Origin of the sequence: Streptomyces virginiae (assembly GCF_041432505.1) — a bacterium.
In the GTDB taxonomy this organism is placed as follows: Bacteria; Actinomycetota; Actinomycetes; order Streptomycetales; family Streptomycetaceae; genus Streptomyces; species Streptomyces virginiae_A.
The window spans coordinates 5,225,036-5,251,879 of record NZ_CP107871.1; the positions used below are offsets into that span (position 1 = coordinate 5,225,036).

Consider the following 26,844-nt stretch of genomic DNA (forward strand, 5'->3'; position numbering starts at 1 on the left):
AAAAGAACGAGCCGGTCCAAGGCACGAAGGACGGGGCGGTCGGAGACGCCCGGCCTTGTCGGGCGCGAAAGGGTACGACCGAGAGACGGGGCCCACAGGAAGCCGGCCGGGTTCGGGGGAGCGCGCCCGATCGCTACGCGCTCCTCATCTCTCAGCGTCTCCAGCCCGTCCTGGGCCGGGCACAGGCCGCCCACGACCTCGGTCCGACGGCTAGGCGGAGGCGACGACCTCGCCGGCTGTGACCTGCGGCGGGTTGGGCAGGTACTGGGCCAGGTTGTCGCGTACGAAGTGCGCCGCCCGCTCGATCGACTCGTCGGCGCCCGCACGATCCCGGAACACGCTGGTGGACACCATCACCCCGCCTCCGGCGTCGACCCAGAAGTACGCCACGAATCCGGCGACCTGGCGCATGATCGGCACGAACCCCTCGTCGACGATGCGCCCGGCCTCGGCCGGGTCGGTCACGCCTTCATATCGCCGGACAGCTGCGTACATGGTCGATCTCCTCAACGGTGGTCGGCGTCGTTGCGAAGAGGACGTACCCGGACCGACGCGTACTTGGCGCACGCGGCGCCCGGTTGTCACCGGAAGGGACGCGGCCCGCCTGGAGCAGGCAAGGGTTCTCGCCCCGGGCCGCGCCCCCAGGTCCCGCTACCGCAGCCGGTCGTCTAGGCGTCGAAGTCGTACTCCAGCACGTAGGAGGCGGAGTCCAGCGTCATCTCGTTGACCTCGACGACCCGCCCACCTTCGGCGAACGCGGTGCGGACGACGTGGATGACGGGTGTGCCCATGGAGAGCGAGAGCCGCTCGGCCTCGTCTGCCGAAGGCATCCGGGACCGGATCTCCTCCCGGAAATGCACCGGCGCATGCCCCAGTTCGGCCAGCCGCGCGTACGCCCCACCGGGGCCGGTGTCGACCTGCGTGATGGCCGAGTCCGCGACGACATCCGACGGCAGGTACGACATCGCGAACAGCACGGGCTTGCCATCGAGCACGAAGCGGCGGCTGCGCGCCCACACCCGAGTCCCCGCCGCAACGCCGAGCAGGTCGCAGACGCGCCCGTTCGCATCTTCCTCACGTACCTCGATCTGATCGACGACCAGCTCTCGATCCTCGGTATCGGTGGACCAGACGGAACGGCCCGATCCCCACTGCTCCTGCGCCAGCCGCTGAATACCGCGCCGCCGCAGGGGCCTGAACGATCGGCCGGAGATGTCCTGGCCGGTCATGAAACCACTCCTTGAGGTCAGCGCACGACGGGGCCGCCAGCCGCTCGCCAGTCGTTGATGCGTTTGCGGATGCTGGGCACCATCGGGAGGTCCTCGGTCGCTTCGGGGGTGAACCACGCGACTTCGAACGACTCGTCGGACGTCCGGAGGCTTCCGCCGGTGGGGTGGGCGAGAAGGCAGATCGAGAATTCCTGACGGACTTCCCCGTTGTCATAGGCGAAGACGTGTCCGGGGTTCGTGTACGTACCGACGATCCCGACGATCTCGACCGTGATGCCAGTCTCCTCGAGCGTCTCCCGGACCGCGCACTCGCCGATGCTCTCCCCGAGCTCCATCTTTCCGCCGGGCAGGGCCCACATCCCATTGTCCGTACGTCGCTGCAGCAACACCCGGCCGTCGCCGTCGACGACAATCGCGGAAGCGGCCGGCACCAGGTTGTTCGCTTTGGGGGCTTCGGGGTCGTCCTCGTAGTCACGCCGGGCCATCACGACCCTCCTCCCGGATGTCACGTCCACGGCTCCACAGCTCTTCCACATGAGCGGCAAACCGGTCGAACATTCCATCCGCCTGTCTGCGCCGCAGGTGCATCATCGGTGAATCGTGGCCGACCCTGCGGGCAAGGATGGGAGTAACGATCATCTCGTCGTCGAACCGGAAGACGGAAAGGTTGACGTGCCCGGTTTCGAACCGGCCCTCAATACCACTGACGTCGCGTAGCTTCTCCAGCTCGCTCAGGGTCACGGCGATGCGCGTGGAAAGGGTCAGCGGTACGCCTTCCTCGGCCTCTCGTGCTGCCGTTACGGGACTGCTCGGGTCACCGATCAGGAACCGCACTCGGCATCCGCCCTGGGCCTTGCGGCGCAGGGCGCCTGCCAGGTTTGCCTGCTCCAGCCAAAGGAAGTAGTTCGTGTACCCGGCGAACACCAGCTCGCGATGAGCTTTTGTCACGAGGGACTTCCACAGGCTCGCCGGCGCGGCCGATCGATAGGGAAAGACCTGAACTATTTCTCTGTCCGGCCCCGTGCTGAGGGCCGACCGGACTGCGTTGGGCCACAAGGCTGCCTCCTCCTCGCCTAATGCCTCGCAGGCTGCCCATCGGTGCCGCGCATGGGGCACTCGGTTCGGCTCGGTGATCCAGCGACCGACTGTCTTCGCGTCGACCCGACAGGCTTCTGCGAGCTGCACTTCGGTCATCCTGGCATTCGCCATGGCTCGACGCAGCGAATGATTCACGGTTCGCCTCCGCGCTTGTCAGGGACGTACGAACCGTAGCGATAGAGCGTCCCAAACGTCCTGTGAACGCAGTAGCAACGCTCTGACGAGGGACGGAACATCGAGTCATGTCTCTTCCACGACACCAGAGTCGACGACGAAGAGGAGATCTGCTCGCGCAGCGGTCTCACGACGGAGGAGTGGTCTTCGTGCGTCAACACAGCGAGATGTTCTTCATCTCGAGGGAAGACGGCCCATCGGTCCGGACGGCAGTGATGGACGGACCCGGCACGGATCTGCTGGACCGAGCGCTGATCGGCTGGGAGCGCTTCCTCAGCACCCTGCAGGGGGTGCCCGATGAGTGAGGGCTACGAATATGTGCCGCACCGGCTGCTGCGCCGCCGCGTCCGTGACATCGCTTCAGGCGTCGAGGGCGAGTTGATGGCAGTGATCAACGAAAACGTCTCCGATGCCGGCGTTGAGCGCTGGATGGAGCTGGCATACATCCGTGGCGCGTCCGGCCGTGAGTTCACCACCTCGGTCGCCAATGTGCAGCCTGCCTGACGAGGGTGTCGTGCGCGTGGTGGCTCGGCTCCAGCGCGGTATGGCCGAGGGATCGGCGGTGCATGCCTCGTAACGACCACAGGCGGTCGTCGGACGCGTGAGTGAGGAGCTCCAACGAGTCGTGGGCGGCCTATGTCCGGCCCAGGACGGGCTGGAGACGCTGAGAGGTGAGAAGCGTGTAGCGATCGGACGCGCCTTCCCCGAAACCGGCCGGCCTTCCGTGGGCCTCGCCTCGGGACCGTGCCCACGGGGATCCCCCTCGCGGTCTGTGATGTCCCCGTCCTTCGTGCCTTGGACCGGCTCGTTCTTTTGGGGGCTTCTCGGCAGTCTTTCGTTTCTCCGGGGCGGGACGGTCGGTCAAGGGTGGCCGCAGGCCATCGCGTAGCGACGCGACGACGAAGGAGCGCCCTTGAGGGACCGGCCCGACCCGGAGGGACGATGGGACTGACGGGAAACCCCCATACACAGCTCTGATGCCGGTCGAGTGGCTCCCGCTCCCCGAAGCCCCGCCCCCTACACCCGCACCACCGGGGTGATCGTCGTTTCCACCGGGCCGTGGCTGTCCGCCTCGCGTTGGCGTTCCGCGCTGTCGCTGATGCGCAGGAGCAGCGCGATCATGATCCAGTTGGCCAGGAGGGACGAGCCGCCCTTGGCCAGGAAGGGCAGGGCCTTGCCCGTGAGGGGGATCAGGCCCGTGACGCCTCCGGCGACCACGAAGACCTGCAAGGCCAGCGCCGAGGCCAGGCCCACCGCCAACAGCTTGCCGAAGGGGTCGCGGGCGCCGAGTGCCATGCGCAGCCCGCGCTGCACGAGGAGCGCGTAGAGGATCAGTACGGCCATCACCCCGGCCAGGCCCAGCTCCTCGCCCACCGTCGTCAGGATGAAGTCGCTACGGCCGGCGAACTTGATCAGCTCGGGGTGTCCCATGCCGAGGCCGGTCCCCGAGATCCCGCCCGTGCCGAAGCTGAACAGCGCCTGCGCCGACTGGTCCGAGGTGACGCCCGGGGGCGGGTTCTCCCAGTAGACGGAGAGCGGGTTCAGCCAGGCCGCCACGCGCGCCTTGACGTGCGGCTCCGTCGAGCCGACCACGAAGGCGCCCGCCGAGGCCATGACCAGGCCGCACACGATCCAGCTGGTGCGCTCGGTGGCGACGTACAGCATCACCACGAAGACGCCGAAGAAGATCAGCGACGTGCCCAGGTCCCGCTCGAAGACCAGCACCAGCATCGAGAGGATCCACACCGTGATGATGGGTCCGAGCTGGCGCATCGGAGGCAGGCGCATGCCGAGGAACCGGCGGCCCGTCAGGGCCAGCGAGTCACGGTGGATGACCAGGTAGCCGGCGAAGAAGATCGCGATCATGATCTTCACGAACTCGCCGGGCTGGATCGAGAAGCCGAAGAGGATGATCCACCGCTTGGCGCCGTACGTGTCCGCGCCGAAGAACGCGGGCGCGATCAGCAGGACCAGCGCGACCGCCATCGTGATGTAGATGAACCGCTGGAGCAGCCGGTGGTCGCGCAGCAGGGCCAGGACCGCGATGCAGGCGGCCACGCCGACCACCGTCCACAACAGCTGGCCCGGGGCGTTCGCCTCCGAGTTCCACCGCTCGATGTAGCCCTGGTCGAGCCGGTGGATCAGTACGAGCCCCAGGCCGGTCAGCAGCATGGCGAGCGGGAAGATCAGCGGGTCCGCGTAGGCCGCGAACCGGCGTATGCCCAGGTGCCCCACCAGTGACAGCAGGGTCATGCTGATGGCGAAGTCGATGAATTTGGGCGGCAGCTCGCCGTTCATGGCGAGGCCCGCGGCGGCGTGGCCGAAGACGGCGATGCCGGTGACGAAGACCAGGAGCAGTGCCTCGGTGCGCCGCCGGGCGACCGCCGTCGTCAGCGGTTTCAGTCCACGCACGGGATGCCGCCGACGTCCTGGGGGGCGGACGGGACGGACGGGGAGGACGGCGGGGGTGCTGCCTCGCGTGAGAACGAGGGCGAGGGCGAGGGTGAAGGCGAGAACGAAGGTGAGGGTGAGGACGGGGCGCCCGGTGTGCCGGGGGCGGCGGAATCTTTGGGTCCGATCTGTTCGGCAATGAGGCGCTTTATCTTCATATCATCTACGACGTTGATGTCCTCCCCATGGTTCCTTCCGAAGCGTTCGACGGGAAGCGTCGTGAAGCGCACCTTCCCTCCGGACAGGTTCTTCGCCTGCTTCAAGAACGCCGACAGATCCCACCCTTCGTCCGTCACCACGTCCTGTTTCGCGACGTCGATCAGCTTGATCAGCTTCGCCGGGTCCGTGAAGGTCCCGGCCGAGTTCAGCTTCTTCGCCGCGCCCGCGAGAAAGGCCTGCTGCCGCCTGGTGCGGTCCAGGTCGCCGCCGTCCAGACCGTGCCGCTGCCGTACGAAGGCGAGCGACTGCCCGCCGTCGAGCGTCTGCGGACCCGCCGGGAAGTCGGCGCCCGAGTACGTGTCCTTCACCGCCTTGTTCAGGCACACCGGTACGCCGCCCAGCGCGTCCGCCAGGTGGTGGAAACCGGCCAGGTTCAGCTCGGCGAAGTGATCGATCGGGACCCCCAGGAAGTTCCGCACCGTCTCGATCTGCGCCGCGCGCCCCGCCTCCCGGCCGGCCTGCTCGCGTTGCCGACCGTCCTCGACCCCCCGCGCGGCGAGCTGCTCCTGCTTCTTCTCCTTCGCCAGCCCGTACGCCTTCTTGATCTTGTCCTTCCCCTGGCCGGGTATGTCGACGAAGTCGTCGCGCGGCACCGAGAAGGCCTTCGCCTGGCTGCCGTCCCCGGGCACGTGCAGAAGGATCAGGGTGTTCGCGTTGTAGCCGCCGATGTCCGAGCTGCCGGCGTGCAGCTTGTCGAGGATCTCGGCCGGCAGCTTCTCGCCGTTCTGGTCCCGGCGGCTGTCCAGGCCCATGAGCAGGATGTTGCTGTCGCCGAACTTCGATCTCTCCGCGCCTTCGAGGGCCTTGGAGCTGCCGATGCCGCCGGCGAGGTCGCGGTACAGGTACCAGGCGCCGCCCCCGGCCAGGGCCACCAGCGCGCAGCCGCAGACCAGCAGCGTGCGGGCCGCCCGTCGGCGGCGGGACGGCCGGCGGCGGCGGGATCGGGTCGTCGGCTTCCTCCGGTGCGCGCTCATGCCTGTCGATGCTGGGGGAGGAGCGCTGAAGGAATCCTGAGAGCGCGCGGCGCGGAGCCGGCGCGCGGTGCGGAACCACGAGAGGCCCGGCGCGGAGCTGAGGGACGCGCGGAACCACGAGAGGCCCGGCGCTACGGGATGCGCAGCACCAGCCGCGCGCCCCCGGTGGGCGCCGGCAGCGCGCGTACGTCGCCCCCGTGCGCCCGCGCGATCTCCCGGGCGATGGCCAGCCCCAGCCCGGTGCCGCCGCTGGCCCGGCCACGGTCCGCGTCCAGTCGTACGAACCGTTCGAACACCCGGTCCCGGTCCGCCTCCGGGATGCCAGGGCCGTCGTCCGTGACCTCCAGCACCGCCCAGCCGTCGTGCTCCGTCGCCCGTACGACCACCTCCGCGCGGGCGTACCGCAGGGCGTTGTCCACCAGGTTGGCCAAGGCCCGCTCCAGCCGCGCCGGGTCACCGGACGCCGGTACGGGTGCCCCCACGTCCAGCCGTAGCGCGACCCGAGGCCCGACCCGGTCCCCGCCCCCGCCCCGCCGCGCCGCGTCCTCCGCGGCCAGCAGCGCCAGGTCCACCGGTTCGCTCCGGGGCGCCGGTCCGCCGTCGAGGCGGGCCAGCAACAGCAGGTCCGCCGCGATCGCCTGCAGCCGTTCGGTGTCGGCCAGCGCGGCCGCGACCGATTCCCGGTCGGGGCGGTCCATCGCGAGGGCCACCTCCAGCCGGGACCGCACGGCGGCCAGCGGGTTGCGCAGCTCGTGGGAGGCGTCCGCGGTGAACTGCCGCTGCCGGGCGTCGGAACGCTCCAGCCGGTCGAGGGTGTCGTTGACGGTCCGGGCCAGCCGGGCGATCTCGTCCGCCCCACCCGGGTCCGGAACCCGCCGGTCCAGCTCGCTCCCGGTGACCGCCGCCAGTTCGGCACGGATCGCGCTCACCGGCCGCAGCGCGCGGCCGGTCACCCACCAGGCCAGGGCCGCGGCGAAGGCGGTCAAGGGGGGCGCGCCCGCCAGCAGTCCGATCGCCACGGCGCGGGTCGCGTCGTCCACGTCGCCGAGCACGGTCATCGCGTACACCCTGTGCGCGCCCGGGGCCTCGACGACGACCACCGCGCGTCGCTCGCCGCCGGGGCGCGCGGGCGGGAGTACGGCCGACCGGGCGTCCGCGCCGGGGCCCGGCAGCGGGACGCCGGTCAGGTCGGGGGTGTGCTTCGGGTCGCCGGTGGTGGCGACCGTCCGGCCGGCCGCGTCCTGTACGAGGACCAGGTCCACCCCGCTCTCGGGCACGGGCAGCCGTCCGCCGGGCGGCAGGGTCCGGTTGTCGAGCTGGGCGGCGACCTTGCGGGCGGCGAGTTCGGCGCGGCCGGTGGTGTTGTCGAGGAGGTTGGCCCGCAGCAGGGCGTGCAGCCACAGCCCGCCGCCGGCGAGGACGGCGGCCATGGCCAGTGCCGCGGCCGCGGCGGTGCGCGCCCGGATACCGCTAACCACCGTCGGGGGCCATCCGGTAGCCGGTGCCGTGGACGGTGCGGATCGAGCGGCGGCCGAAGGGGGCGTCGATCTTCTTGCGCAGGGAGGAGACGTACACCTCCACGATGTTCGGATCGATGCCGTGCGGGGTCTCCCAGACCTCGTCCAGGATGTCCTGCTTGGCGACGGCCCGTCCCGGCTGCTCCATCAGGCAGGCGAGCACACCCAGTTCACGGGCGGTGAGCTCGATGTCCCGGTCGCCGCGACGACAGCGGCGGCCCTGCGGGTCCAGGACGAGGTCGCCGGCCTGCAGCGTGCCGCGGTCGGGGGTGCCGGCGCGGCGGGCCAGCGCCCGGATCCGGGCGGCCAGGACCACGAAGGAGAACGGCTTGGTGAGGTAGTCGTCGGCGCCGGAGTCCAGGCCCTCGGCCTCGTCGTGCTCGCCGTCGCGGGCGGTGAGCACGAGGACCGGGGTGGTGTCGCCGTGGGCGCGCATCCGGGTGCAGATCTCGTGGCCGCCGGGGCCCGGGAGCATCAGGTCGAGGAGGACGACGTCGTACGGGCCGCCGGCGAGGGCGAGGTCCAGCCCGCGGTGGCCGTCGTGGGCGACGTCGACCCGGTGCCCGTCGGCGGAGAGGCCCCGCCGTAGGGATTCGGCGAGGCCTTCTTCGTCTTCGACCACGAGGATGCGCACGGCTCAAGCGTCACATATCGGTGAAACCCTCAGGAGTGGTGCTTCGGTGTCGTACCGACGGGCGGTACCGACCCCACGGCTGCGGACGACCCGGCACCGGATCCGGCGGAGGCCCCGGCAGCGGTGTCGGCGGACGATCCGGCACCGGTTTCGGTACCGGATCCGGCGGGCGGGATCCTGACCGGCCCGAAATTCGGGGGGAGGTCGGCCGCGGCGGGCCATGCCCGGCGGCGCCGGCGGCGTTCGGCGGCGTCGCGGGTGGCCGCCGTCAGCGCCCACGCGGGGAACGCGGAGGCGGTCAGACCGAACCCCATGGGGACCAGCGAGGTCGCCAGGTCCGGCGGGACCGCCTTGTCGGCCGACGGTCCTCCGACGAGGCGGGTCACCGGCTCCTGCGGCCGACTGTGGAAGACGCCCTCGGATTCGATCGGGCGGATCGTGAACGAGCCGTCGGAGGCAGTGAAGGAGCCCTCGCACTCCCCTTGCGTCTCGCCCTCGGAATCCAGCTCCCAGGTGCAGCGTTCGGCGGTGAAGGAGCCCTCCACCCCCGTCAGCTGGGTCACCAGCCGCGGTACGCCGACCGAGAACGCGTAGATCCCGCACGCGAGGCCGATGACGATGGGGATGGCGTGCTGCACGTCCACGCCCGAGCTCTTCCTGGTCATGCGGGGACAGTAGCGATTCCGAACATCCGTACGCTCGCGGTTTCGGGGTTCCGGGCCCGGTCCGCGCAACGCCCGGTGGCGGGAATTGGCACTCCGCTTGACCGAGTGCTAATCGCCGGAATAGTCTCGCACCTGGCACTCACCCCTGGTGAGTGCCAACACAGCGACAGGCAGATCCGGCACCCGCGACGACGGATCGACCTGGTCGCCACCTCAGACAGTTAACCCCGGATCTCCGAAGGGGGAGGTCGGATCGTGACGACCACCAGCTCCAAGGTTGCCATCAAGCCGCTTGAGGACCGCATTGTGGTCCAGCCGCTGGACGCCGAGCAGACCACGGCCTCCGGCCTGGTCATCCCGGACACCGCGAAGGAGAAGCCCCAGGAGGGCGTCGTCCTCGCGGTCGGTCCGGGTCGCTTCGAGGACGGCCAGCGTCTCCCGCTGGACGTCACCGTCGGCGACATCGTGCTCTACAGCAAGTACGGCGGCACCGAAGTGAAGTACAGCGGCGAGGAGTACCTCGTCCTCTCGGCTCGCGACGTGCTCGCGATCGTCGAGAAGTAATTCTCTTCATCAGTACTGCTTTGAGCTGCGCCCCTGGTCACCCCGCTGATTGCCGGGCGGCGAGGGGCGTAGCTCGTTTAAACCCGAGTTTTCGAGAGGGCTGAACCGCTCCCATGGCGAAGATCCTGAAGTTCGACGAGGACGCCCGTCGCGCCCTCGAGCGCGGCGTCAACAAGCTTGCCGACACGGTCAAGGTGACGATCGGCCCCAAGGGCCGCAACGTCGTCATCGACAAGAAGTTCGGCGCCCCCACCATCACCAACGACGGTGTCACCATCGCTCGCGAGGTCGAGCTGGACGACCCGTACGAGAACCTGGGCGCGCAGCTCGTGAAGGAGGTGGCGACCAAGACCAACGACATCGCGGGTGACGGCACCACCACCGCCACCGTGCTGGCCCAGGCGCTGGTCCGCGAGGGTCTGCGCAACGTCGCCGCGGGTGCCTCCCCGGCCGCCCTGAAGAAGGGCATCGACGCCGCGGTCAAGGCCGTGTCCGAGGAGCTCCTCGCGACCGCCCGCCCGATCGAGGACAAGTCCGACATCGCCGCCGTGGCCGCGCTCTCCGCGCAGGACCAGCAGGTCGGCGAGCTCATCGCCGAGGCGATGGACAAGGTCGGCAAGGACGGTGTCATCACCGTCGAGGAGTCCAACACCTTCGGCCTGGAGCTGGAGTTCACCGAGGGCATGGCCTTCGACAAGGGCTACCTCTCGCCATACATGGTCTCCGACCAGGAGCGTATGGAGGCCGTCCTCGACGACCCGTACATCCTGATCAACCAGGGCAAGATCTCCTCGATCCAGGACCTGCTGCCGCTGCTGGAGAAGGTCATCCAGGCCGGCGCCTCCAAGCCGCTGCTGATCATCGCCGAGGACGTCGAGGGCGAGGCGCTCTCCACCCTCGTCGTCAACAAGATCCGCGGCACCTTCAACGCGGTGGCCGTCAAGGCCCCCGGCTTCGGTGACCGTCGCAAGGCGATGCTCCAGGACATGGCCACCCTCACCGGTGCCACCGTCATCGCCGAAGAGGTCGGCCTCAAGCTCGACCAGGCCGGTCTGGACGTACTGGGCTCCGCCCGCCGCGTGACCATCTCCAAGGACGACACCACCATCGTCGATGGTGGCGGCAGCCACGAAGAGGTCCTCGGCCGCGTCAACCAGATCAAGGCCGAGATCGAGTCCACCGACTCGGACTGGGACCGCGAGAAGCTGCAGGAGCGCCTGGCGAAGCTCGCCGGTGGCGTCTGCGTCATCAAGGTCGGCGCCGCCACCGAGGTGGAGCTCAAGGAGAAGAAGCACCGTCTCGAGGACGCCATCTCGGCGACCCGCGCCGCGGTCGAGGAGGGCATCGTCTCCGGCGGTGGCTCCGCGCTCGTCCACGCCGTCAAGGTCCTCGAGGGCAACCTCGGCCTGTCGGGCGACGAGGCCACCGGTGTCGCGGTCGTGCGCCGCGCCGCCGTCGAGCCGCTGCGCTGGATCGCCGAGAACGCCGGTCTCGAGGGTTACGTCATCACCTCGAAGGTCGCCGAGCTCGACAAGGGCCAGGGCTTCAACGCCGCCACCGGCGAGTACGGCGACCTGGTCAAGGCCGGCGTCATCGACCCGGTGAAGGTCACCCGTTCCGCGCTGGAGAACGCCGCCTCCATCGCCTCGCTGCTGCTCACGACCGAGACCCTGGTCGTCGAGAAGCCGGCCGAGGACGAGGGCGACGCCGGTCACGGCCACGGTCACGGCCACAGCCACTGATCGCACGCACCACGCCGGGAAGGCCCCGCTCCGCAGCCGCGGAGCGGGGCCTTCCCGTTTGCCTTCTCGTTTGCCTTCCCGGACGCCGTGCCGTTCGCCTTCGCCGTTCCGTGGTGCCGTTCTGTCCTGTGGCTGTCTTCCCGTGGTGGGGCCTCAGGCCCCGTACGGCCTACCCGATCCGCCCATCTGCTGCTGCAGGGCACCGGGGTTGTAGTGCCACCAGCCCTCGACGATCTCTCCGTCCAGGCAGCGGAAGGTGGTGCTCCCGGACATCTCGTACGTCTTCCCGGTCGGTGCGACCCCCATGAACGGGCCCTTGTGGGTGCCGCGCCAGTTCCACACCGTCGTGACCATGTCGCCCTCGGCCAGCTGGGCCAGCGGCTCGAAGGTCATGTCGAAGGCGGCGCGCCACGTCTCCATGTCCGAGCGCATGGCCTCGCGTCCGATGACGGTGGACTCCGTCTTGCTGACGTCGTGGTCGATGTAGTTCGTCGCGAAGCACTCGTCGAGGACGCCCATGTTCCCGCCCATGGCCGCTTCCTCGAACACCCGCTGCGCGAGCTGCTTGTTGAGGTGCTCGTCGCGGACGACATCGAGGTTCATGAACTTCGGCATGCCTTCGCAGAGAGCCACCATCTCCTGGAACATCCGGTCCGTCTCGGGGAGTTGGGAGTTCTTCATGGCCTCCTCGTACGAGGCGAACTCCACCATGTCCACGTAGTGGTTCCGGGCCTCGCGGTCCTGGCCGATCATCGTGTGCGTGGCCGTGCGCCGGCCGCTGCTCTGCTCCGCCCAGCGGTCGATGAGCGCGTTCATCTCGTCGAACCGCCTGGTCTCGTAATCGATCACTTGTACGAATGTCATGGCGTCGCCTCCCGCGCTGGATGGGACAGGTCCAGTTTAGGGAGATTTCACCCGATCGGCCGCTTGTGGTAGGGCCTGGCGGGGTACCCTCCGGGGCTACTGGGGGCCGTACTTGCGGCCCGTGCGCGAGGACATCCCGCCCAGCAGTCCGCGCGGGGTCAGTTTCACCACGCCCATCAGCGCCTTGTACCGCGGGTCCGGGATCGACACCGTCTTCCCGCGGGCCAGGTCGGTCAGGGCCGTGGCCACCAGCTTGTCGGCGTCCAGCCACATCCAGCCGGGGATGTTGTCCGTGCCCATGCCGGCCCGCTGGTGGAACTCCGTCCGGACGAAGCCGGGGCACAGCGCCATCAGCCGCACCCCGGATCCCGCCAGGTCCCGCGCGGCGCCCTGGGTGAACTGCACGACCCAGGCCTTGCTCGCCCCGTAGGTACCGCGCGGTACGAAGGCGGCCACCGAGGCCACGTTGATGACGCCGCCGCGGCCGCGCGAGCGCATCGATTCCGTGGCCGCCGAGGTCAGCCGCAGGACCGCCTCGATGTGCACCTTCAGCATGGTCAGCTCGTCGGCCATGGAGACCTCGAGGTAGCGGCCCTTGTTGCCGAAGCCCGCGTTGTTGACCAAAAGGTCCACCGGGTGGGTGCGGTCGCCGAGGCGCTCCTCGACCGCCGCGATGCCCGCCTCCGTGGAGAGGTCGGCGACCAGCACGTCGGCCTCGATGCCGTGCCGGTCGTGCAGTTCGGTGGCCTGCTCGCCGAGCCGTTTCGTATCGCGTGCCACGAGCACCAGATTGTGTCCCTGGGCGGCCAGCCGCCGGGCGAAGGCGGCGCCGATGCCCGCCGTGGATCCTGTGATCAACGCAGTCGTCATAGGCGCAACCTAGCTTCCCCCGATGGCGGCGCTACCTCGCCCCGGCCCCTGCCCCGTACTTCTCCACATACAGGCGAACCCGCTCGTGGGCGCCCGGCTCCATCGCCTCACCGGCGGCGAGGGTGTGCGGCAGCAGGTGCCGCTCGGTGGTGAAGGCGCGGAACCACAGCCGCACCGTCACCTCGTGGTCCGGCCGGTGGATGATCTCGATCGGGTCGCCGGGGGAGACCGAACCCTCCTCGATCACCCGCAGGTACGCGCCCGGCCGGGCCTCCTGCGTGAACCGCTTGACCCAGCCGGTCTCGCCCATGGCCCCCTGGAAGGTCCGGCACGGGATGCGGGCCGAGGCCACTTCGAGGACGAGGTCCGCGCCGACCCGCCAGCGGTCGCCGATCCGCGCGGTGTTCAGGTCGATGCCGGAGGTGGTGAGGTTCTCGCCGAAGAGTCCGCCGGGCAGCTCGCGATCCAGCATGTGCTCCCACAGATCCAGGTCCTCGCGGGCGTACGCGTAGACGGCCTGGTGGTCGCCGCCGTGGTGGCGCCGGTCGCAGACGGCGTCGCCCTCCAGGCCGCTGCCGAGGCCGGTGGCCTTGGGGCCCGGGGCGAGGACGTGGACCGGTCCGGGGACGGGGCGCTTGCCGATGCCCGTCACCCCGCCCTCCGCGTCCGTGTAGTCGACGGCCGTGGCGCGGCCGAGGTTCACAGAGATCAGGTGCATGGAGCTCATGGGACCACGCTATCCGGGGCCAACCCAAAGTGACATCGGGAGATTTACCCGGGAATCAAAGTAGGGCTTATGCTCGAAGGGTGATCGAAGCACGCCATCTCCGGGTCCTGCGCGCCGTCGCCGGGACCGGGTCCTTCTCCGCCGCCGCCCGCGAGCTCGGCTGCACCCAGCCCGCCGTCTCCCAGCAGATGAAGGCGCTGGAGCAGTCGGCCGGCACCCCGCTGCTCATCCGCACCGGCCGCGAGATGCGGCTGACCCAGGCGGGCGAGGCGCTGGTCCGTCATGCCGCGGGGATCCTGGCCGGACTGACCGCCGCCGAGGAGGAGGTCGCGGCCATCGCCGGGCTGCGCGCGGGCCGGGTCCGACTCGTGTCCTTCCCCAGCGGCAGCTCGACGCTGGTGCCGACCGCGCTCGCGGCGATGCGCGCCGAGCACCCGGGGACCCGTATCTCGCTGGTCGAGGCGGAGCCGCCGCGGTCGGTGGAGATGCTGCGCGAGGGCGACTGCGACGTGGCGCTGGCCTTCCGCTACGGCGGCGCGTCCCATTCCGCCGCGGAGTGGGACGACCTCGTGGTGCGGCCGCTGCTGACCGATCGGCTCGTCGGGCTGGTCCCGGAGGGGCACCGGCTGGCCGGGGCGGAGCGCGTGGGCATGGCGGAGCTGGCGGACGAACCCTGGATCGCGGGCTGTCCGCGCTGTCGCCGTCATCTGGTGGAGGTGTGCGAGGGCGTGGGCTTCACCCCGCGCATCGACTTCGCCACCGACGACTACCCGGCCGTGGTCGGCCTGGTCGGCGCGGGGCTGGGCGTGGCGGTGCTGCCGGAGCTCGCGGTGGAGTCCGTACGGGCCAAGGGCGTGAGCGCGGTGGCGGTGGAGCCGGCCGTCGAGCGGGAGGTCGTGGCGCTGACCCTGCCCGACCTGGCCAGGGTGCCGGCCGTGGCCGCGACCCTGGCCGAACTTCAGCGGGCGGCCGCACGCTGACCCGCGTCCGCCCCCGGCGGCGGCCGGGGGCGCACACGTCGGACGGCCGGGTACGGCCGAACGGGTGAAACGCGGGCCGGGCGGCGACACGCCCGGGTGTGCTGGTGATTCGAGGAAACGTTCCTTCGGACGTTTCGGCGGCTCTCAGTTCGGCGCGATCGGTCCGATCGCACTCGACGCGGGGATCAGGCGGTGCCGGGCGCGGCCCATCAGTTCCTCTCGCTCGTCCTCGGTGAGGCCGCCCCACACCCCGTAGGGCTCTCGGACGGCGAGTGCGTGCGCGGCGCATTCCGAACGCACCGGGCATCTCATGCAGACCTCTTTAGCCGAGGCCTCGCGCGCGCTCCTGGCCGCGCCCCGCTCGCCTTCCGGGTGGAAGAAGAGGGAGCTGTCGACCCCGCGGCAGGCGGCTAGCAGCTGCCAGTCCCAGAGGTCGGCGTTCGGTCCGGGGAGGCGGGAGAAATCTGCCATTGGTAGTCCCTCTTGGTGCCGGTACTGAGGCGGATACGGTCCATGTCTCCACACCTACTGTCGGAGTAGATGTAAATATGACTCATTGGGAATCTAGCCTCAGACACGTGCCAAACGGAAGGAAAGCCGCCAAATAGGGCATAGCTCCAGATGGAGGACAAGCGACTCGTGGCTCCACCGCCGTGATCGCTTCCTCACGTAGAGTGCTGAAGGTGTCCGTCCGACCCGTAACTCTTTCGAGTGACCATCGTTGAGAGTGCGAAGGCGGTTGAACCAATAAGTTCTCGGACAGGTGTCCGGGAGCATCGACCGCACAGGTGACGATACGTACCAGCCTGGAGGCTCAAGGTGACGCGCATCAGCAGCTGCGGAGGGCGGTCATGACATCCGTCCTCGTCTGCGACGACTCCCCGCTTGCCCGAGAGGCGCTCCGCCGCGCGGTGGCCACCGTGCCCGGCGTCGAGCGTGTGACGACGGCTGCCAACGGCGAGGAAGTCCTCCGCCGCTGGGGCGCCGACCGCTCCGACCTGATTCTGATGGATGTACGGATGCCCGGGCTGGGCGGTGTGGAGACGGTCCGTCGACTGCTCTCGGCCGACCCCGGCGCCCGCATCATCATGCTGACGGTGGCCGAGGACCTGGACGGCGTGGCCCTCGCGGTCGCCGCCGGCGCCCGTGGATACCTGCACAAGGACGCCTCGCGCGCCGAACTGCGGGCCACGGTCACCCAGGCCCTCGCCGACCCGACCTGGCGACTGGCCCCGCGCCGGCTCCGCTCGGCCGAGATGGGCGCCGCGCCCACGCTCACCGCGCGCGAGATCCAGGTGCTGGAGGGCATGAGCCACGGCCGGTCCAACGCGGAGATCGGGCGCGAGCTCTTCCTCTCCGAGGACACGGTCAAGACGCACGCCCGCCGACTGTTCAAGAAGCTCGGCGCCTCGGACCGGGCGCACGCCGTGGCACTCGGTTTCCGCTGGGGTCTGGTCCGCTGACCTCCCGGTCGTGGCCGGGCCCGGCCCGGTCCGCCACAGGCCGCGGATCGTCGAGAGCGGTCCCGTCCGCCACCCGCGGACGGGGCGGCACGCCGCCCTCGACGGCTCCTGTTGTCGAGGGCATCCCTGTCCCCGCCTACCCGGTGCGCACCCGGGGATTGGCGGGGCACAATCCGGGGGACGTCTCGCTTCGTGCGCGATGCCGCATCCTTGAGGGTGTGGAGTCTCTCGGGGACTATTCGGCCGAGCGGGAGGGGAGGGCGCAGACGATGAGTTCCGGCGCACCTGCTCATAACGCTTCGATGCACAACAAGGGCCACGGCGACGCGGATGCTCCGGCGCCAAGGCACCATGGATTGATGCGCGACGACGAGGCCCTGGGGTCACCCGCGGCCACAGGCCCGACCGGCACCGCCAAGGGCGGCAGTGCCGGGGGCGTCAGCGCGCTCGTACGCAGGGCGGTGGAGGGTGACGAGCAGGCCACGCACGACCTGCTCGCCTTCGTGCACCCCCTCGCGATCCGTTACTGCCGCACCCGGCTCTCACGATTGCCGGGTGACGCTCGTCACTTCGTGGAGGACCTGGCGCAGGAAGTCTGCGTCGCCGTCCTGATGGCGCTGCCGCGCTACCGGGACACCGGGCGGCCCTTCGAGGCCTTCGTCTTCGCGATCGCCGCGCACAAGGTCGCCGACCTGCAGCGGGCCGCCATGCGGCACCCGGGCAGCACGGCCGTGCCCTCCGACGAGATGCCGGAGCGGCCCGACGACTCGCTGGGCCCCGAGGAACGCGCGCTGCTCAGCAGCGACGCCGCCTGGGCCAAGAAGCTGCTGGCCAACCTTCCGGAGAACCAGCGCGAGCTCCTGGTGCTGCGGGTGGCCGTCGGGCTGACCGCGGAGGAGACCGGGCAGATGCTCGGGATGTCCCCGGGGGCCGTGCGCGTGGCCCAGCACCGCGCGCTCAGCCGGCTGCGCGCACTCGCCGAGCAGTAGGCGGCCGTGCGGGCCTCGCGGCTCGCGCGGTCCACCCGCGAACCGTTCCGGTCCATCGCGATCCCACCGCGGTCCGATGCATCCGTTCCGTACGGTTCCCGCGCCGGGCCGATGCTCTCGGCCGTCGGTCACAGTCGTAGGAAACGACGAAACTTCTGCTTGACCTTGGTCGTGGAATGAGACGCGTCGGGATCCCGTTAGCATGGACATCCGCGCTGAGCAAGACCATTTGGGAAGGTGTCATGACCGCCGACGGAGTGCCCGACAAATTCGCCACGCTCGGACTGACCTACGACGACGTGCTGCTGCTGCCGGGCGCGTCGGACATGTCGCCTGACGCGATCGACACCTCTTCCCTCATCTCGCGGAACGTGCGGGTGAACGTCCCGCTGCTGTCCGCCGCCATGGACAAGGTCACCGAGGCCCGCATGGCCATCGCCATGGCCCGTCAGGGCGGCGTCGGCGTGCTGCACCGCAACCTCTCCATCGTCGACCAGGCCAACCAGGTCGACCTGGTCAAGCGCTCCGAGTCCGGCATGGTCACCGACCCGATCACGGTGCACCCGGACGCGACGCTGCGCGAGGCCGACGAGCTCTGCGCGAAGTTCCGCATCTCCGGCGTCCCGGTCACCGACCCGGCCGGCAAGCTCCTCGGTATCGTCACCAACCGCGACATGGCCTTCGAGTCGGACCGCAGCCGCCAGGTGCGCGAGGTCATGACCCCGATGCCGCTGGTCACGGGCAAGGTCGGCATCTCGGGCGTGGACGCCATGGAGCTGCTGCGCCGCCACAAGATCGAGAAGCTGCCGCTGGTCGACGACGCGGGCATCCTCAAGGGCCTCATCACGGTCAAGGACTTCGTCAAGGCCGAGAAGTACCCGAACGCCGCCAAGGACAAGGGCGGCCGGCTCCTCGTCGGCGCGGCCGTCGGCGTCGCCGGCGACGCGTACGAGCGTGCCCAGGCCCTGATCGAGGCGGGCGCCGACTTCATCGTCGTCGACACCGCCCACGGTCACTCCCGCCTGGTCGGCGACATGGTCGCCAAGATCAAGTCGAACTCCACCGTCGACGTCATCGGCGGCAACGTCGCCACGCGTGACGGCGCCCAGGCGCTGATCGACGCCGGCTGCGACGGCATCAAGGTCGGCGTCGGCCCCGGCTCCATCTGCACCACCCGCGTCGTCGCCGGCATCGGCGTCCCGCAGGTCACCGCGATCTACGAGGCCGCGCTCGCCGCCAAGGCCGCGGGCGTCCCGGTCATCGGCGACGGCGGCCTCCAGTACTCCGGCGACATCGCCAAGGCCCTGGTCGCGGGCGCCGACACGGTGATGCTCGGCTCGCTGCTCGCGGGCTGCGAGGAGTCCCCGGGCGAGCTGCTCTTCATCAACGGCAAGCAGTTCAAGTCGTACCGCGGCATGGGTTCGCTCGGCGCGATGCAGTCCCGTGGCGAGCAGAAGTCCTTCTCCAAGGACCGCTACTTCCAGGAGGGCGTGGGCGGCGACGACAAGCTCATCCCCGAGGGCATCGAGGGCCAGGTCCCCTACCGCGGCCCGCTCTCCGCGGTCGTGCACCAGCTCGTCGGCGGCCTGCGCCAGTCGATGTTCTACGTCGGCGGCCGCACGGTCCCCGAGCTGCAGGACCGCGGCCGGTTCGTCCGCATCACCTCGGCGGGCCTCAAGGAGAGCCACCCGCACGACATCCAGATGACGGTCGAGGCGCCGAACTACTCCCGCAAGGGATAACAGCCAGAGCCAACGCATGGGGCGGGTCCGGAGCAACCGGGCCCGCTCCTCGCCGTTGGCGTCCGTACAGCGGTCACCGGAACGCATGCCCCCGGCGTTCGGGGATACTGGACGGGCAGACCCAGAGGAAAGGCCACCACACGTGACTGAGATCGAGATCGGGCGCGGCAAGCGCGGCCGCAGGGCGTACGCGTTCGACGACATCGCCATCGTCCCGAGCCGGCGTACCCGGGACCCGAAGGAGGTCTCGATCGCCTGGCAGATCGACGCGTACCGCTTCGAGCTCCCCTTCCTGGCCGCCCCCATGGACTCGGTCGTCTCCCCGCAGACCGCCATCCGCATCGGCGAGCTCGGCGGCCTCGGCGTGCTGAACCTCGAAGGCCTGTGGACCCGGTACGAGGACCCGCAGCCGCTGCTGGACGAGATCACGGAGCTGGACGAGGAGGCGGCCACCCGCCGTCTCCAGGAGATCTACTCCGCGCCGATCCAGGCGGACCTGATCCGGCAGCGCATCAAGGAGGTGCGCGACTCCGGCGTCGTCACCGCCGCCGCGCTCTCCCCGCAGCGCACGGCCGAGTTCTCCAAGGCCGTCGTCGACGCGGGCGTGGACATCTTCGTGATCCGCGGCACCACCGTGTCGGCCGAGCACGTGTCGGGCGCCGCCGAGCCGCTGAACCTCAAGCAGTTCATCTACGAGCTCGACGTCCCGGTCATCGTCGGCGGCTGCGCCACCTACACGGCGGCCCTGCACCTGATGCGCACCGGCGCGGCCGGTGTCCTCGTCGGCTTCGGCGGCGGCGCCGCGCACACCACGCGCAACGTCCTCGGCATCCAGGTCCCGATGGCCACCGCCGTCGCGGACGTGGCCGCGGCCCGCCGCGACTACATGGACGAGTCCGGCGGCCGCTACGTGCACGTCATCGCCGACGGCGGCGTGGGCTGGTCCGGCGACATCCCGAAGGCCGTCGCCTGTGGCGCGGACGCCGTGATGATGGGCTCCCCGCTGGCCCGTGCCACCGACGCGCCCGGCAAGGGCAACCACTGGGGCATGGAGGCCGTCCACGAGGACGTGCCGCGCGGCAAGAAGGTCGACCTCGGCACCGTGGGCACCACCGAGGAGATCCTCACCGGTCCCTCGCACACCCCGGACGGCTCGATGAACATCTTCGGCGCGCTGCGCCGCTCGATGGCCACCACGGGCTACAGCGAGCTCAAGGAGTTCCAGCGGGTCGAGGTCACGATCGCGGACTCGCAGCACAGCCGCTGACCCCCGGCCACACATGCCGAAGGGCCTGCCCCCCCGGAACGGGGGGGGGGCAGGCCCTTCGGCGTGCCGGGGCCCGATCAGCCTTCGCCGCGCCGGCGCTTGCGGAGGTATTCGATCCACGGATAGGCGCAGGCCACGGTCAGCAGGCCCGAGAAGAAGACCGCGGCCCAGTCCGGGCCCTCGGGGCTCATTTCCGGGTCGGTCTGGGCGAACACGACGACGCCGGTGGCGGCTGTGAGGAGCACGGTGAGGGTGCCCAGCAGCCAGATCCACGCGGTGACGGCGCCGCTGCGGTCGGGCCGGGCCGCCCGCAGCTGGACGTTCGACGGGTTCGGCCGCGGGATCAGGGCGGGGTCGCGCGCCGGCATACGGACCACGGAGGCGGGCGGGACGCCGGCGTCGAGCGGGGCGAGCCGGCCGAGCGTCAGGCGGTACAGCGTCGGCTCGACGGTGATGCTGAAGCCGTCGTTGCCGACGAGGTGGCGGGCGCCGTCCGGAAAGACCTGCATGAGGGCGCAGTCGGCGTACCGCACGGTCACCTGGCCGTTCGGCGTGACCAGGCTGATGCCGTCCTTCGCCACGAGCAGGGCGACCTTCCCGTCCTCCAGGGCGGAGTAGCGGCGTCCGGTGACGATCTCCGGGGAAGCCGCGGCGTCGGTCAGGCCCGCCCAGTCCACGCCCCGGCCCGGAACCTGCATGAGGGCGTCCGCCCACAGCTCCTGTGCGACGCGGTGGAGGTCCTCGACGGTGACCGCCTCGATCTCGGCCCGCGCCCCGGCGACGGCCAGGTGGCGGTGGCGCATCAGGAGGTTCATGGCGGTGCCCGGAAGCATCGCCGCCGCCAGGTCCGGGCTGTCGAACTGCGCCAGCGCGGAGGCCCGTACGGAGTCCAGGTCGGCCTGCTCGATCCGGCCGGCCCGTAGCTTCGCGAGGACGTCGACGAAGGCGCCGACCAGTGCGTCCTGCTTGGCCGGGAGGGCGTCGGCGTAGGCGACGACGGTGGCGTGGTCGGTGTCGCGCGGTTGGTACTCGGCGGCGGCGGTGTACGAGTAGCCGCCCTTCTGGCGCAGCTCCCGGAAGAGCTCCTTGCCGAGGACCTCGGCGAACAGGCGTGCCGCGGTCGACCGGGGCAGGACCGAGGTGAGCACGACTCCACCCGCGTCGCCGTGGAAATAGGCCGGGGTGGCGGGCAGGGCCGAGGTCGGCTCGGGGGCGGGCAGCCACTCGCCTTCGGGGAGGGTCAGGTCCAGGCCCTCGGGGAGGGTGTCGCCGGTCATCCACAGGACCGCGTTCTCGGCGGTGAACCGGGTCCGGGCCCAGTCGCGGACGTCCTCGGCGGTGATGGCGGGCAGGCCCGTCTCGGCGCAGTCGACGAGGCCGTAGGAGCGGGCGCCGTAGCGCCACAGGTCCATGCCGTTGCCTCCGCGGCCGCGGCCGGCGGCCTCCGTGCGGAGGATCTCCTTCTCGGTCTCCAGCCGATCCAACGGCAGGTCGCGCAGGGCCGCACAGACCCCGTTCAGGTACTGGACCACTTCCGTGGCGGTGCCGGTGACGGAGAAGAGGGTGTACGCGGCGGCGGTCGCGCCGTTGTAGTGGAGATCGCTCAGGCCGTGCCGGTGCAGGGCGAGGTGCTCGACGAGATGGGTGATCCCGCTGGTGGCGAGGGTCTCGTCGGCGCGGCCCACGCGGAAGAGCAGGCCCGCGGTGACGGGACCGGAGCGGGGCGCCAGCAGGGTGCGCACGCCGCCCACGGCGGTCGTGGTGACCCCGTCCGCGTCGGTCGTGGCGGTGGGCGCCGTGGTGGTGTCGATGTCCATCTCCGTGGTCCCTCAGCCCTTTGTCAGTGCGATCTTGCGGTGGCCTTCGAACTCGTCCTCGTGGTCGCCGGATCCGAGGTAACACCACGGGAACTCGCTCGCGCGGTCGCCGAGGGCGCGGAAGTGCGGGGCCGCCGCGGCGTGCCGGCCGGCGGCGCTGTGCGCGGCGGCGAAGGCGCTGTGGGCGTCGACCGAGCGGAAGGCGTCGGCCCGGGCGGCGGGGTGGAGGGCGGACCGGGCGGCGGCCTCGAGCCGCCGGGTCTGGTTGTCGAGGTCACGCAGGTAGGTCGACGCGACACCGACACTGGTCCGTTCGGCGATCTCCAGATAGTTCTCCAGCTGGGCGATGGCGACCAGCGCCCCGTTCGGGCTGCCGTCGGGTGCCTTCGCGGCGCACTCCCGGGCGAAGCCGTGCGCGGCCTCCCAGCTGCCGCCCCACTTGGGGCAGATCTGCTGGAGCAGCTGGGACTGGCCGCCGAAGTGGTGCGGGTGGTGCTCGGCGAGCCGGTCGTAGCGGCGGCGGGTCTCGCCGAGGCCGAGTTCGAGCCCGCGCGAGGTGATGATCCGCAGGTACCAGGCGAGGGCGTACTCGGGGTGCTCGGCGCAGACGTCGATGAGCAGGAGTTCGGCGCGCCGCAGGTGGGCGTGGAAGTCGTCGAACTGCTGCCGCGAGACGTGCTGGGCCCGGTGGGCGGTACGGATACCCCAGCCGAGCTGCACCAGCCGGTCGGCGAGCAGGCTCCGGGGCAGCGGATCGCGCGGGAAGCGCTCCACGGTCCGTCGCAGGAAGACCTCGGAGCCGTCCGTCTCGGCGACGACCCGGCAGGCGAGGGCCCGGTCGTCCTCGTCGTCGAGGCCGTCGAAGGCGGCGGCGACGGCGGCCCGGTCCTGGCGTCGGACGGCGGAGCGCAGGGCGGCGAGGGCGGGTATGCGGTCGGCGGGTTCGAAAACGGGCCGACCGGTCGGGGTATGAGCGGGCACGCGCGGATCATATGGACCGGCGTGGATCCCGTCGACGGGGATTCGCGGCCGCTTCCGAGCCCGTCGTGCCTGCTCAGCGCCCCGTGGGCCGCCGGTGTGTCAGTGGCCGGCCTTCCGGGCCGTCTGGAAGGCCGCGTATGCGCCGATCGCGTAGAACAGGATCGAGATCGGGTCGATGTTGTCGATGTAGAACTGGTTCAGCTTCACGAGTTCGGTGGTGAGCAGCTCGGAGACCGGAATCCCTTCGTGCTCGGACACGTAGAGGGCCATGTCCAGGAGGTAGCCGACGTACACGCCGGCGAGCGCCAGCACGGCGCTCAGGACCGGGAGGACGGGGTTGCGGCCACCGAGGCGGACGGCGGCGAGGGCGACCACGAAGCCGACGCCTGCGGCCAGGTAGCCGATCTGGAACGAGATCGCGCTCATGATGCCGCCGTAGGCGGCGCCCGCGACGAGGGCCGTGCCCACGGCCGCGAGGACCGCCAGGCCGAAGTTGCCGCGGCGGGCCGGGGCCGGGGCGGCGACCGGTGAGTAGGAGTCGGGCGCGGGCGGCGTGAAGTTCTGGCTCATGGAAGATCCCCCCAGGGAAACGCACGCACAACTGTCCGTGAGACGTATGTGCGGGATAAGTGACGCCGCAGGCTAGCAGCAGCCCCGGACATCTGTCGGGGGATTTCCCGGGGCTCAGAGGCGGTGGGCCGCGCCCACCGGGCTGGCGCCGCGGGTGTCCAGGAGCAGCTGGGCCTTCACGGCGAGTCCTTGCAGGTCGTAGGTGCGGTGGTGCTGGAGCAGGATCGTCAGGTCCGCGTTCGCGGCGGCCTCGTACAGCGACTCGGCCCGGGGGACCGGCCGGTCCCGTACCCGCCAGCCCGTGATGTACGGGTCGTGGTAGCTGATCAGCGCGCCCAGGTCGATCAGGCGGCTGGCGATCTCGCGGGCCGGGGAGCCCTCCTGGTCGGCCAGGTCGGGCTTGTAGGTGACGCCCAGGAGCAGGACGCGGGCCCCGCGGGCGGATTTGCCGTGCTCGTTCAGCAGGGTGGCCGAGCGCTGGATGACGTACTGCGGCATCCGGTTGTTGATCTCCTGGGCCAGTCCGACCATGCGCAGGGGGTGGCCGGGGGTGCGGGTGGTGTGGGGGAGGTAGTTCGGGTCGAGCGGGACGCCGTGGCCGCCGACGCCGGGACCGGGGCGGAACGCCTGGAATCCGTACGGCTTGGTCTCGGCGCAGCGGATGACGTCCCACAGGTCGACGCCGAGGTCGTGGCAGAGCACCGCCATCTCGTTCATGAGGGCGATGTTGACGTGACGGTAGTTCGTTTCGAGGAGCTGTACGGTCTCGGCCTCGCGCAGGCCGCGGGCGCGGACCACCTTCTCGGTGAGGCGGGCGTAGAAGGCGTGCGCGGACTCGGTGCACGCCGGGGTGAGGCCGCCGATCACCTTGGGGGTGTTGGAGATGCCGTGGGTGCGGTTGCCCGGGTCGAGGCGGCTGGGGGAGTAGGCCAGGTGGAAGTCCCGGCCCGCCCGCAGCCCGGAGCCGGCTTCGAGGATCGGGCGGAGGTAGTCCTCGGTGACGCCGGGGTGGGCGGCGGATTCGAGGATCACGGTGGTGTGGGGGCGCAGCCGGGCGGCGAGCGCGCGGCCGGCCTCGCCGACGGCGGAGAGGTCCAGTGCGCGGTCCGCTCCGAGCTGGGTGGGGGCGCAGATGACGGCCGTGCGGACCCGGCCGAGCTCGGCGGGGTTGGTGGTGATCCGGAAGCCGGCCGCCGACATGCGGCGGATCTCGGCGGCGGTGAGGGTGGAGTCCGTGACCGGACCGCTGTCGTAGCCGACCGTCTCGATTCCGGCGGCGACGGCCGCCTGGGCGAGTGGGAGGCCGAGATGGCCGAGTCCGATGACGGCGAGGTCTGCGGGCATGGGGGTGCCGTCCCTTCCCTGACATGAGGGGGCTGCCGCGCAAGTTCTCCGGGGGACAGGAGCTGGCGCAATGTCAGACTAGGCGTATATATGACAGATATGTGGCATTCCGGAGTGAACGCCACCGTTGTGTTGTCCACAGGCGGTGGCTGATGTGGGTGCGTGCGGTCAGAATCGTGGAACGGGGCATGTGAGCGGGATCTCATCCGCACCAAACGGGAGGCAGCCGTGAGGACAGCGACACTGGGGCCGGTGCAGCGGGCCGAGGCCCTCGGCCTGATGGCCGAGCGGGAACTGGACGTGCTGGTGGTGGGCGCGGGTGTGGTGGGCGCCGGCACCGCGCTCGACGCCGTGACGCGCGGTCTGTCGACCGGCCTGGTGGAGGCGCGGGACTGGGCCTCCGGCACCTCCAGCCGCTCCAGCAAGCTGATCCACGGCGGCCTGCGGTATCTGGAGATGCTCGACTTCGCCCTCGTGCGCGAGGCGCTGAAGGAGCGCGGCCTGCTCCTGGAACGCCTCGCCCCGCACCTGGTCAAGCCCGTGCCCTTCCTGTACCCGCTGCAGCACAAGGGCTGGGAGCGGCTCTACGCCGGTTCGGGCGTCGCGCTGTACGACGCGATGTCGGTCTCCAGCGGCCACGGACGCGGCCTGCCCGTGCACCGGCACCTGTCGCGCAAGCGTGCGCTACGGGTGGCGCCGGCGCTCCGTAAGGACGCGCTGGTGGGAGCCCTGCAGTACTACGACGCCCAGATGGACGACGCGCGCTACGTCGCCACGCTCGTGCGGACGGCCGCCGCGTACGGGGCGCACTGCGCCAATCGGGCGAGGGTCATCGGCTTCCTGCGTGAGGGCGAACGGGTCGTCGGCGCGCGGGTGCGCGATGTGGAGGGCGGAGGCGAGTACGAGATCCGCGCGAAGCAGGTCGTGAACGCGACGGGGGTGTGGACGGACGACACCCAGGCGCTGATCGGGGAGCGCGGCCAGTTCCACGTCCGGGCCTCGAAGGGCATCCATCTGGTCGTACCGAAGGATCGGATCCATTCGAGCACCGGGCTGATCCTGCGGACCGAGAAGTCGGTGCTGTTCGTCATCCCGTGGGGTCGGCACTGGATCGTGGGGACCACGGACACCGACTGGGACCTGGACAAGGCGCACCCGGCGGCGTCGAGCGCGGACATCGACTACCTGCTGGAGCACGTGAACTCGGTGCTGGCCGTGCCGCTGACGCGTGACGACGTCCAAGGCGTGTACGCGGGCCTGCGGCCGCTGCTGGCCGGGGAGTCGGACGCGACGAGCAAGCTGTCGCGCGAGCACACGGTGGCGCACCCGGTGCCGGGGCTGGTGGTGGTCGCCGGCGGCAAGTACACGACGTACCGGGTCATGGCGAAGGACGCGGTCGACGAGGCCGTGCACGGCCTGGACCAGCGGGTGGCCGACTGCGTGACGGAGGACGTGCCGCTGGTGGGGGCGGAGGGATATCGGGCGCTGTGGAACGGGCGGGCGCGGATCGCGGCCCGGACGGGGCTTCATGTGGTGCGGGTGGAACACCTGTTGAACCGCTTCGGGTCGCTGACGGAGGAACTGCTGGACCTGATGGCCGCCGACCCGGGGCTGCGGGAGCCGGTGTCCGGGGCGGACGACTACCTGCGGGCGGAAATCGTGTACGCGGCCTCGCACGAGGGAGCCCGACACCTGGACGACGTCCTGACGAGGCGGACCCGGATCTCCATCGAGACCTTCGACCGGGGGACGCGTTCGGCCCGGGAATGCGCGGAGTTGATGGCTCCGGTTCTGGGGTGGGACAAGCAGCAGATCGAGAAGGAAGTGGAGCACTACGAGAAGCGGGTCCAGGCGGAGCGGGAATCGCAGCGCCAGCCGGACGACCAGGCGGCGGACGCGGCGCGGCTGGGGGCGCCGGACATCGTTCCGTTGTAACTCCGGGATGCGGAGGGGGGAACCGTAG

General features: G+C 70.6%; 26 protein-coding genes and 1 pseudogene. 10 read left to right on the plus strand and 17 right to left on the minus strand.

Annotated elements, in window-relative coordinates; translation table 11 throughout:
• Positions 1-210 precede the first annotated feature (210 nt).
• From OG624_RS24475 to OG624_RS24490, 4 genes and pseudogenes are all read right to left on the minus strand, one after another.
• A complete protein-coding gene (locus OG624_RS24475) occupies positions 211-495 on the minus strand; it encodes a hypothetical protein (RefSeq protein WP_033219443.1) in 285 nt (94 codons plus the stop codon).
• 173 nt (positions 496-668) lie between these two features.
• Positions 669-1,418 (minus strand): UTRA domain-containing protein, encoded by a 750-nt coding sequence (locus OG624_RS24480; protein WP_371640868.1) that lies wholly within the window; start codon positions 1,416-1,418, stop codon positions 669-671.
• A pseudogene (locus OG624_RS24485) lies at positions 1,349-1,792 on the minus strand (NUDIX domain-containing protein); the annotation flags it as partial. The gene OG624_RS24480 and the pseudogene OG624_RS24485, both read right to left, overlap by 70 nt.
• Positions 1,701-2,423, minus strand: coding sequence for an XRE family transcriptional regulator (locus OG624_RS24490; protein WP_371640869.1), 723 nt, complete (start codon positions 2,421-2,423; stop codon positions 1,701-1,703). The gene OG624_RS24490 and the pseudogene OG624_RS24485, both read right to left, overlap by 92 nt.
• A 227-nt stretch (positions 2,424-2,650) precedes the next feature.
• Between OG624_RS24490 and OG624_RS24495 the strand changes: the two genes are divergently transcribed.
• Complete coding sequence (locus tag OG624_RS24495) at positions 2,651-2,806, plus strand: hypothetical protein (protein WP_158711805.1); 156 nt, start codon at positions 2,651-2,653, stop codon at positions 2,804-2,806.
• On the plus strand, positions 2,799-3,005 hold the full coding sequence (locus OG624_RS24500) for a hypothetical protein (protein WP_033219449.1): 207 nt from the start codon (positions 2,799-2,801) through the stop codon (positions 3,003-3,005). The genes OG624_RS24495 and OG624_RS24500 overlap by 8 nt, the downstream gene beginning before the upstream one ends.
• A 513-nt stretch (positions 3,006-3,518) precedes the next feature.
• Here OG624_RS24500 and OG624_RS24505 read toward each other — a convergent pair.
• From OG624_RS24505 to OG624_RS24525, 5 genes are all read right to left on the minus strand, one after another.
• Complete coding sequence (locus OG624_RS24505; protein WP_161290234.1) at positions 3,519-4,913, minus strand: FtsW/RodA/SpoVE family cell cycle protein; 1,395 nt, start codon at positions 4,911-4,913, stop codon at positions 3,519-3,521.
• On the minus strand, positions 4,901-6,145 hold the full coding sequence (locus OG624_RS24510; RefSeq protein ID WP_371639841.1) for an LCP family protein: 1,245 nt from the start codon (positions 6,143-6,145) through the stop codon (positions 4,901-4,903). Before OG624_RS24510 ends, OG624_RS24505 begins: the two co-directional genes overlap by 13 nt.
• A gap of 131 nt (positions 6,146-6,276) precedes the next feature.
• Positions 6,277-7,623 carry a sensor histidine kinase gene (locus OG624_RS24515; RefSeq protein WP_078909233.1) on the minus strand — a complete coding sequence of 449 codons (1,347 nt, stop codon included), beginning with the start codon at positions 7,621-7,623 and terminating at the stop codon, positions 6,277-6,279.
• Positions 7,616-8,296, minus strand: coding sequence for a response regulator transcription factor (locus tag OG624_RS24520; RefSeq protein WP_266353019.1), 681 nt, complete (start codon positions 8,294-8,296; stop codon positions 7,616-7,618). Before OG624_RS24520 ends, OG624_RS24515 begins: the two co-directional genes overlap by 8 nt.
• A 29-nt stretch (positions 8,297-8,325) precedes the next feature.
• Positions 8,326-8,961 carry a hypothetical protein gene (locus OG624_RS24525; protein ID WP_158711806.1) on the minus strand — a complete coding sequence of 212 codons (636 nt, stop codon included), beginning with the start codon at positions 8,959-8,961 and terminating at the stop codon, positions 8,326-8,328.
• 255 nt (positions 8,962-9,216) lie between these two features.
• On the opposite strand from OG624_RS24525, the gene groES reads away from it, so the two are divergent.
• Positions 9,217-9,525, plus strand: coding sequence for a co-chaperone GroES (gene groES, locus OG624_RS24530; RefSeq protein WP_030389102.1), 309 nt, complete (start codon positions 9,217-9,219; stop codon positions 9,523-9,525).
• A 113-nt stretch (positions 9,526-9,638) separates the two neighbouring features.
• Positions 9,639-11,267 (plus strand): chaperonin GroEL, encoded by a 1,629-nt coding sequence (gene groL, locus OG624_RS24535; protein ID WP_033219457.1) that lies wholly within the window; start codon positions 9,639-9,641, stop codon positions 11,265-11,267.
• A gap of 153 nt (positions 11,268-11,420) precedes the next feature.
• On the opposite strand, the gene OG624_RS24540 is transcribed toward groL, so the two are convergent.
• The 3 genes from OG624_RS24540 to OG624_RS24550 all read right to left on the minus strand — a co-directional run bounded on the left by OG624_RS24540 (position 11,421) and on the right by OG624_RS24550 (position 13,719).
• A complete protein-coding gene (locus OG624_RS24540; protein ID WP_033219459.1) occupies positions 11,421-12,131 on the minus strand; it encodes an ester cyclase in 711 nt (236 codons plus the stop codon).
• A gap of 96 nt (positions 12,132-12,227) precedes the next feature.
• On the minus strand, positions 12,228-13,001 hold the full coding sequence (locus OG624_RS24545) for an SDR family NAD(P)-dependent oxidoreductase (protein WP_033219461.1): 774 nt from the start codon (positions 12,999-13,001) through the stop codon (positions 12,228-12,230).
• Between the two features lie 31 nt (positions 13,002-13,032).
• Positions 13,033-13,719, minus strand: coding sequence for an MOSC domain-containing protein (locus OG624_RS24550; protein WP_371640870.1), 687 nt, complete (start codon positions 13,717-13,719; stop codon positions 13,033-13,035).
• 89 nt (positions 13,720-13,808) lie between these two features.
• Here OG624_RS24550 and OG624_RS24555 point away from each other — a divergent pair, with 89 nt between their 5' ends.
• Complete coding sequence (locus tag OG624_RS24555; protein WP_033219463.1) at positions 13,809-14,708, plus strand: LysR family transcriptional regulator; 900 nt, start codon at positions 13,809-13,811, stop codon at positions 14,706-14,708.
• 144 nt (positions 14,709-14,852) lie between these two features.
• Here the strand turns inward: OG624_RS24555 and OG624_RS24560 are convergent, their stop codons facing one another.
• A complete protein-coding gene (locus tag OG624_RS24560) occupies positions 14,853-15,179 on the minus strand; it encodes a WhiB family transcriptional regulator (RefSeq protein WP_030011164.1) in 327 nt (108 codons plus the stop codon).
• Between the two features lie 380 nt (positions 15,180-15,559).
• On the opposite strand from OG624_RS24560, the gene OG624_RS24565 reads away from it, so the two are divergent.
• The 4 genes from OG624_RS24565 (at position 15,560) to OG624_RS24580 (ending at position 20,169) form a co-directional block, all read left to right on the plus strand.
• Positions 15,560-16,171, plus strand: a complete 612-nt coding sequence (locus OG624_RS24565; RefSeq protein ID WP_003948568.1) for a response regulator transcription factor — start codon at positions 15,560-15,562, stop codon at positions 16,169-16,171.
• 359 nt (positions 16,172-16,530) lie between these two features.
• On the plus strand, positions 16,531-17,160 hold the full coding sequence (locus tag OG624_RS24570) for a sigma-70 family RNA polymerase sigma factor (protein WP_030712839.1): 630 nt from the start codon (positions 16,531-16,533) through the stop codon (positions 17,158-17,160).
• 242 nt (positions 17,161-17,402) lie between these two features.
• The gene (guaB, locus tag OG624_RS24575; RefSeq protein WP_033219465.1) at positions 17,403-18,902 is read left to right on the plus strand and encodes an IMP dehydrogenase; all 1,500 of its coding nucleotides are present in this window, start codon (positions 17,403-17,405) and stop codon (positions 18,900-18,902) included.
• Positions 18,903-19,044: 142 nt separating this feature from the next.
• Positions 19,045-20,169: a GuaB3 family IMP dehydrogenase-related protein gene (locus OG624_RS24580; RefSeq protein ID WP_030767410.1), complete on the plus strand. Its 1,125-nt coding sequence runs from the start codon at positions 19,045-19,047 to the stop codon at positions 20,167-20,169.
• Between the two features lie 77 nt (positions 20,170-20,246).
• Here OG624_RS24580 and OG624_RS24585 read toward each other — a convergent pair whose 3' ends face one another.
• The 4 genes from OG624_RS24585 to OG624_RS24600 all read right to left on the minus strand — a co-directional run bounded on the left by OG624_RS24585 (position 20,247) and on the right by OG624_RS24600 (position 24,881).
• Complete coding sequence (locus OG624_RS24585) at positions 20,247-21,986, minus strand: M16 family metallopeptidase (RefSeq protein ID WP_051763166.1); 1,740 nt, start codon at positions 21,984-21,986, stop codon at positions 20,247-20,249.
• A gap of 12 nt (positions 21,987-21,998) precedes the next feature.
• Entirely contained in the window at positions 21,999-22,967 is a 969-nt protein-coding gene (locus tag OG624_RS24590; protein ID WP_371588302.1) for a hypothetical protein, read from the minus strand.
• Between the two features lie 99 nt (positions 22,968-23,066).
• Positions 23,067-23,537 (minus strand): hypothetical protein, encoded by a 471-nt coding sequence (locus OG624_RS24595; RefSeq protein ID WP_033219473.1) that lies wholly within the window; start codon positions 23,535-23,537, stop codon positions 23,067-23,069.
• Positions 23,538-23,651: 114 nt separating this feature from the next.
• The gene (locus OG624_RS24600) at positions 23,652-24,881 is read right to left on the minus strand and encodes a nucleotide sugar dehydrogenase (RefSeq protein ID WP_033219475.1); all 1,230 of its coding nucleotides are present in this window, start codon (positions 24,879-24,881) and stop codon (positions 23,652-23,654) included.
• 228 nt (positions 24,882-25,109) lie between these two features.
• On the opposite strand from OG624_RS24600, the gene OG624_RS24605 reads away from it, so the two are divergent.
• A complete protein-coding gene (locus OG624_RS24605) occupies positions 25,110-26,816 on the plus strand; it encodes a glycerol-3-phosphate dehydrogenase/oxidase (protein WP_033219477.1) in 1,707 nt (568 codons plus the stop codon).
• Positions 26,817-26,844: the final 28 nt, after the last annotated feature.

Excerpts from the sequence above, each read along its gene's own strand:
- OG624_RS24475 (WP_033219443.1), bottom strand. The coding sequence starts at position 495 with ATGTACGCAGCTGTCCGGCGATATGAAGGCGTGACCGACCCGGCCGAG.
- OG624_RS24490 (WP_371640869.1), bottom strand. The coding sequence starts at position 2,423 with ATGACCGAAGTGCAGCTCGCAGAAGCCTGTCGGGTCGACGCGAAGACA.
- OG624_RS24500 (WP_033219449.1), top strand. The coding sequence starts at position 2,799 with ATGAGTGAGGGCTACGAATATGTGCCGCACCGGCTGCTGCGCCGCCGC.
- OG624_RS24510 (WP_371639841.1), bottom strand. The coding sequence starts at position 6,145 with ATGAGCGCGCACCGGAGGAAGCCGACGACCCGATCCCGCCGCCGCCGG.
- OG624_RS24525 (WP_158711806.1), bottom strand. The coding sequence starts at position 8,961 with ATGACCAGGAAGAGCTCGGGCGTGGACGTGCAGCACGCCATCCCCATC.
- groL (WP_033219457.1), top strand. The coding sequence starts at position 9,639 with ATGGCGAAGATCCTGAAGTTCGACGAGGACGCCCGTCGCGCCCTCGAG.
- OG624_RS24540 (WP_033219459.1), bottom strand. The coding sequence starts at position 12,131 with ATGACATTCGTACAAGTGATCGATTACGAGACCAGGCGGTTCGACGAG.
- OG624_RS24545 (WP_033219461.1), bottom strand. The coding sequence starts at position 13,001 with ATGACGACTGCGTTGATCACAGGATCCACGGCGGGCATCGGCGCCGCC.
- OG624_RS24550 (WP_371640870.1), bottom strand. The coding sequence starts at position 13,719 with ATGCACCTGATCTCTGTGAACCTCGGCCGCGCCACGGCCGTCGACTAC.
- OG624_RS24560 (WP_030011164.1), bottom strand. The coding sequence starts at position 15,179 with ATGGCAGATTTCTCCCGCCTCCCCGGACCGAACGCCGACCTCTGGGAC.
- OG624_RS24565 (WP_003948568.1), top strand. The coding sequence starts at position 15,560 with ATGACATCCGTCCTCGTCTGCGACGACTCCCCGCTTGCCCGAGAGGCG.
- OG624_RS24570 (WP_030712839.1), top strand. The coding sequence starts at position 16,531 with ATGCGCGACGACGAGGCCCTGGGGTCACCCGCGGCCACAGGCCCGACC.
- guaB (WP_033219465.1), top strand. The coding sequence starts at position 17,403 with ATGACCGCCGACGGAGTGCCCGACAAATTCGCCACGCTCGGACTGACC.
- OG624_RS24585 (WP_051763166.1), bottom strand. The coding sequence starts at position 21,986 with ATGGACATCGACACCACCACGGCGCCCACCGCCACGACCGACGCGGAC.
- OG624_RS24595 (WP_033219473.1), bottom strand. The coding sequence starts at position 23,537 with ATGAGCCAGAACTTCACGCCGCCCGCGCCCGACTCCTACTCACCGGTC.
- OG624_RS24600 (WP_033219475.1), bottom strand. The coding sequence starts at position 24,881 with ATGCCCGCAGACCTCGCCGTCATCGGACTCGGCCATCTCGGCCTCCCA.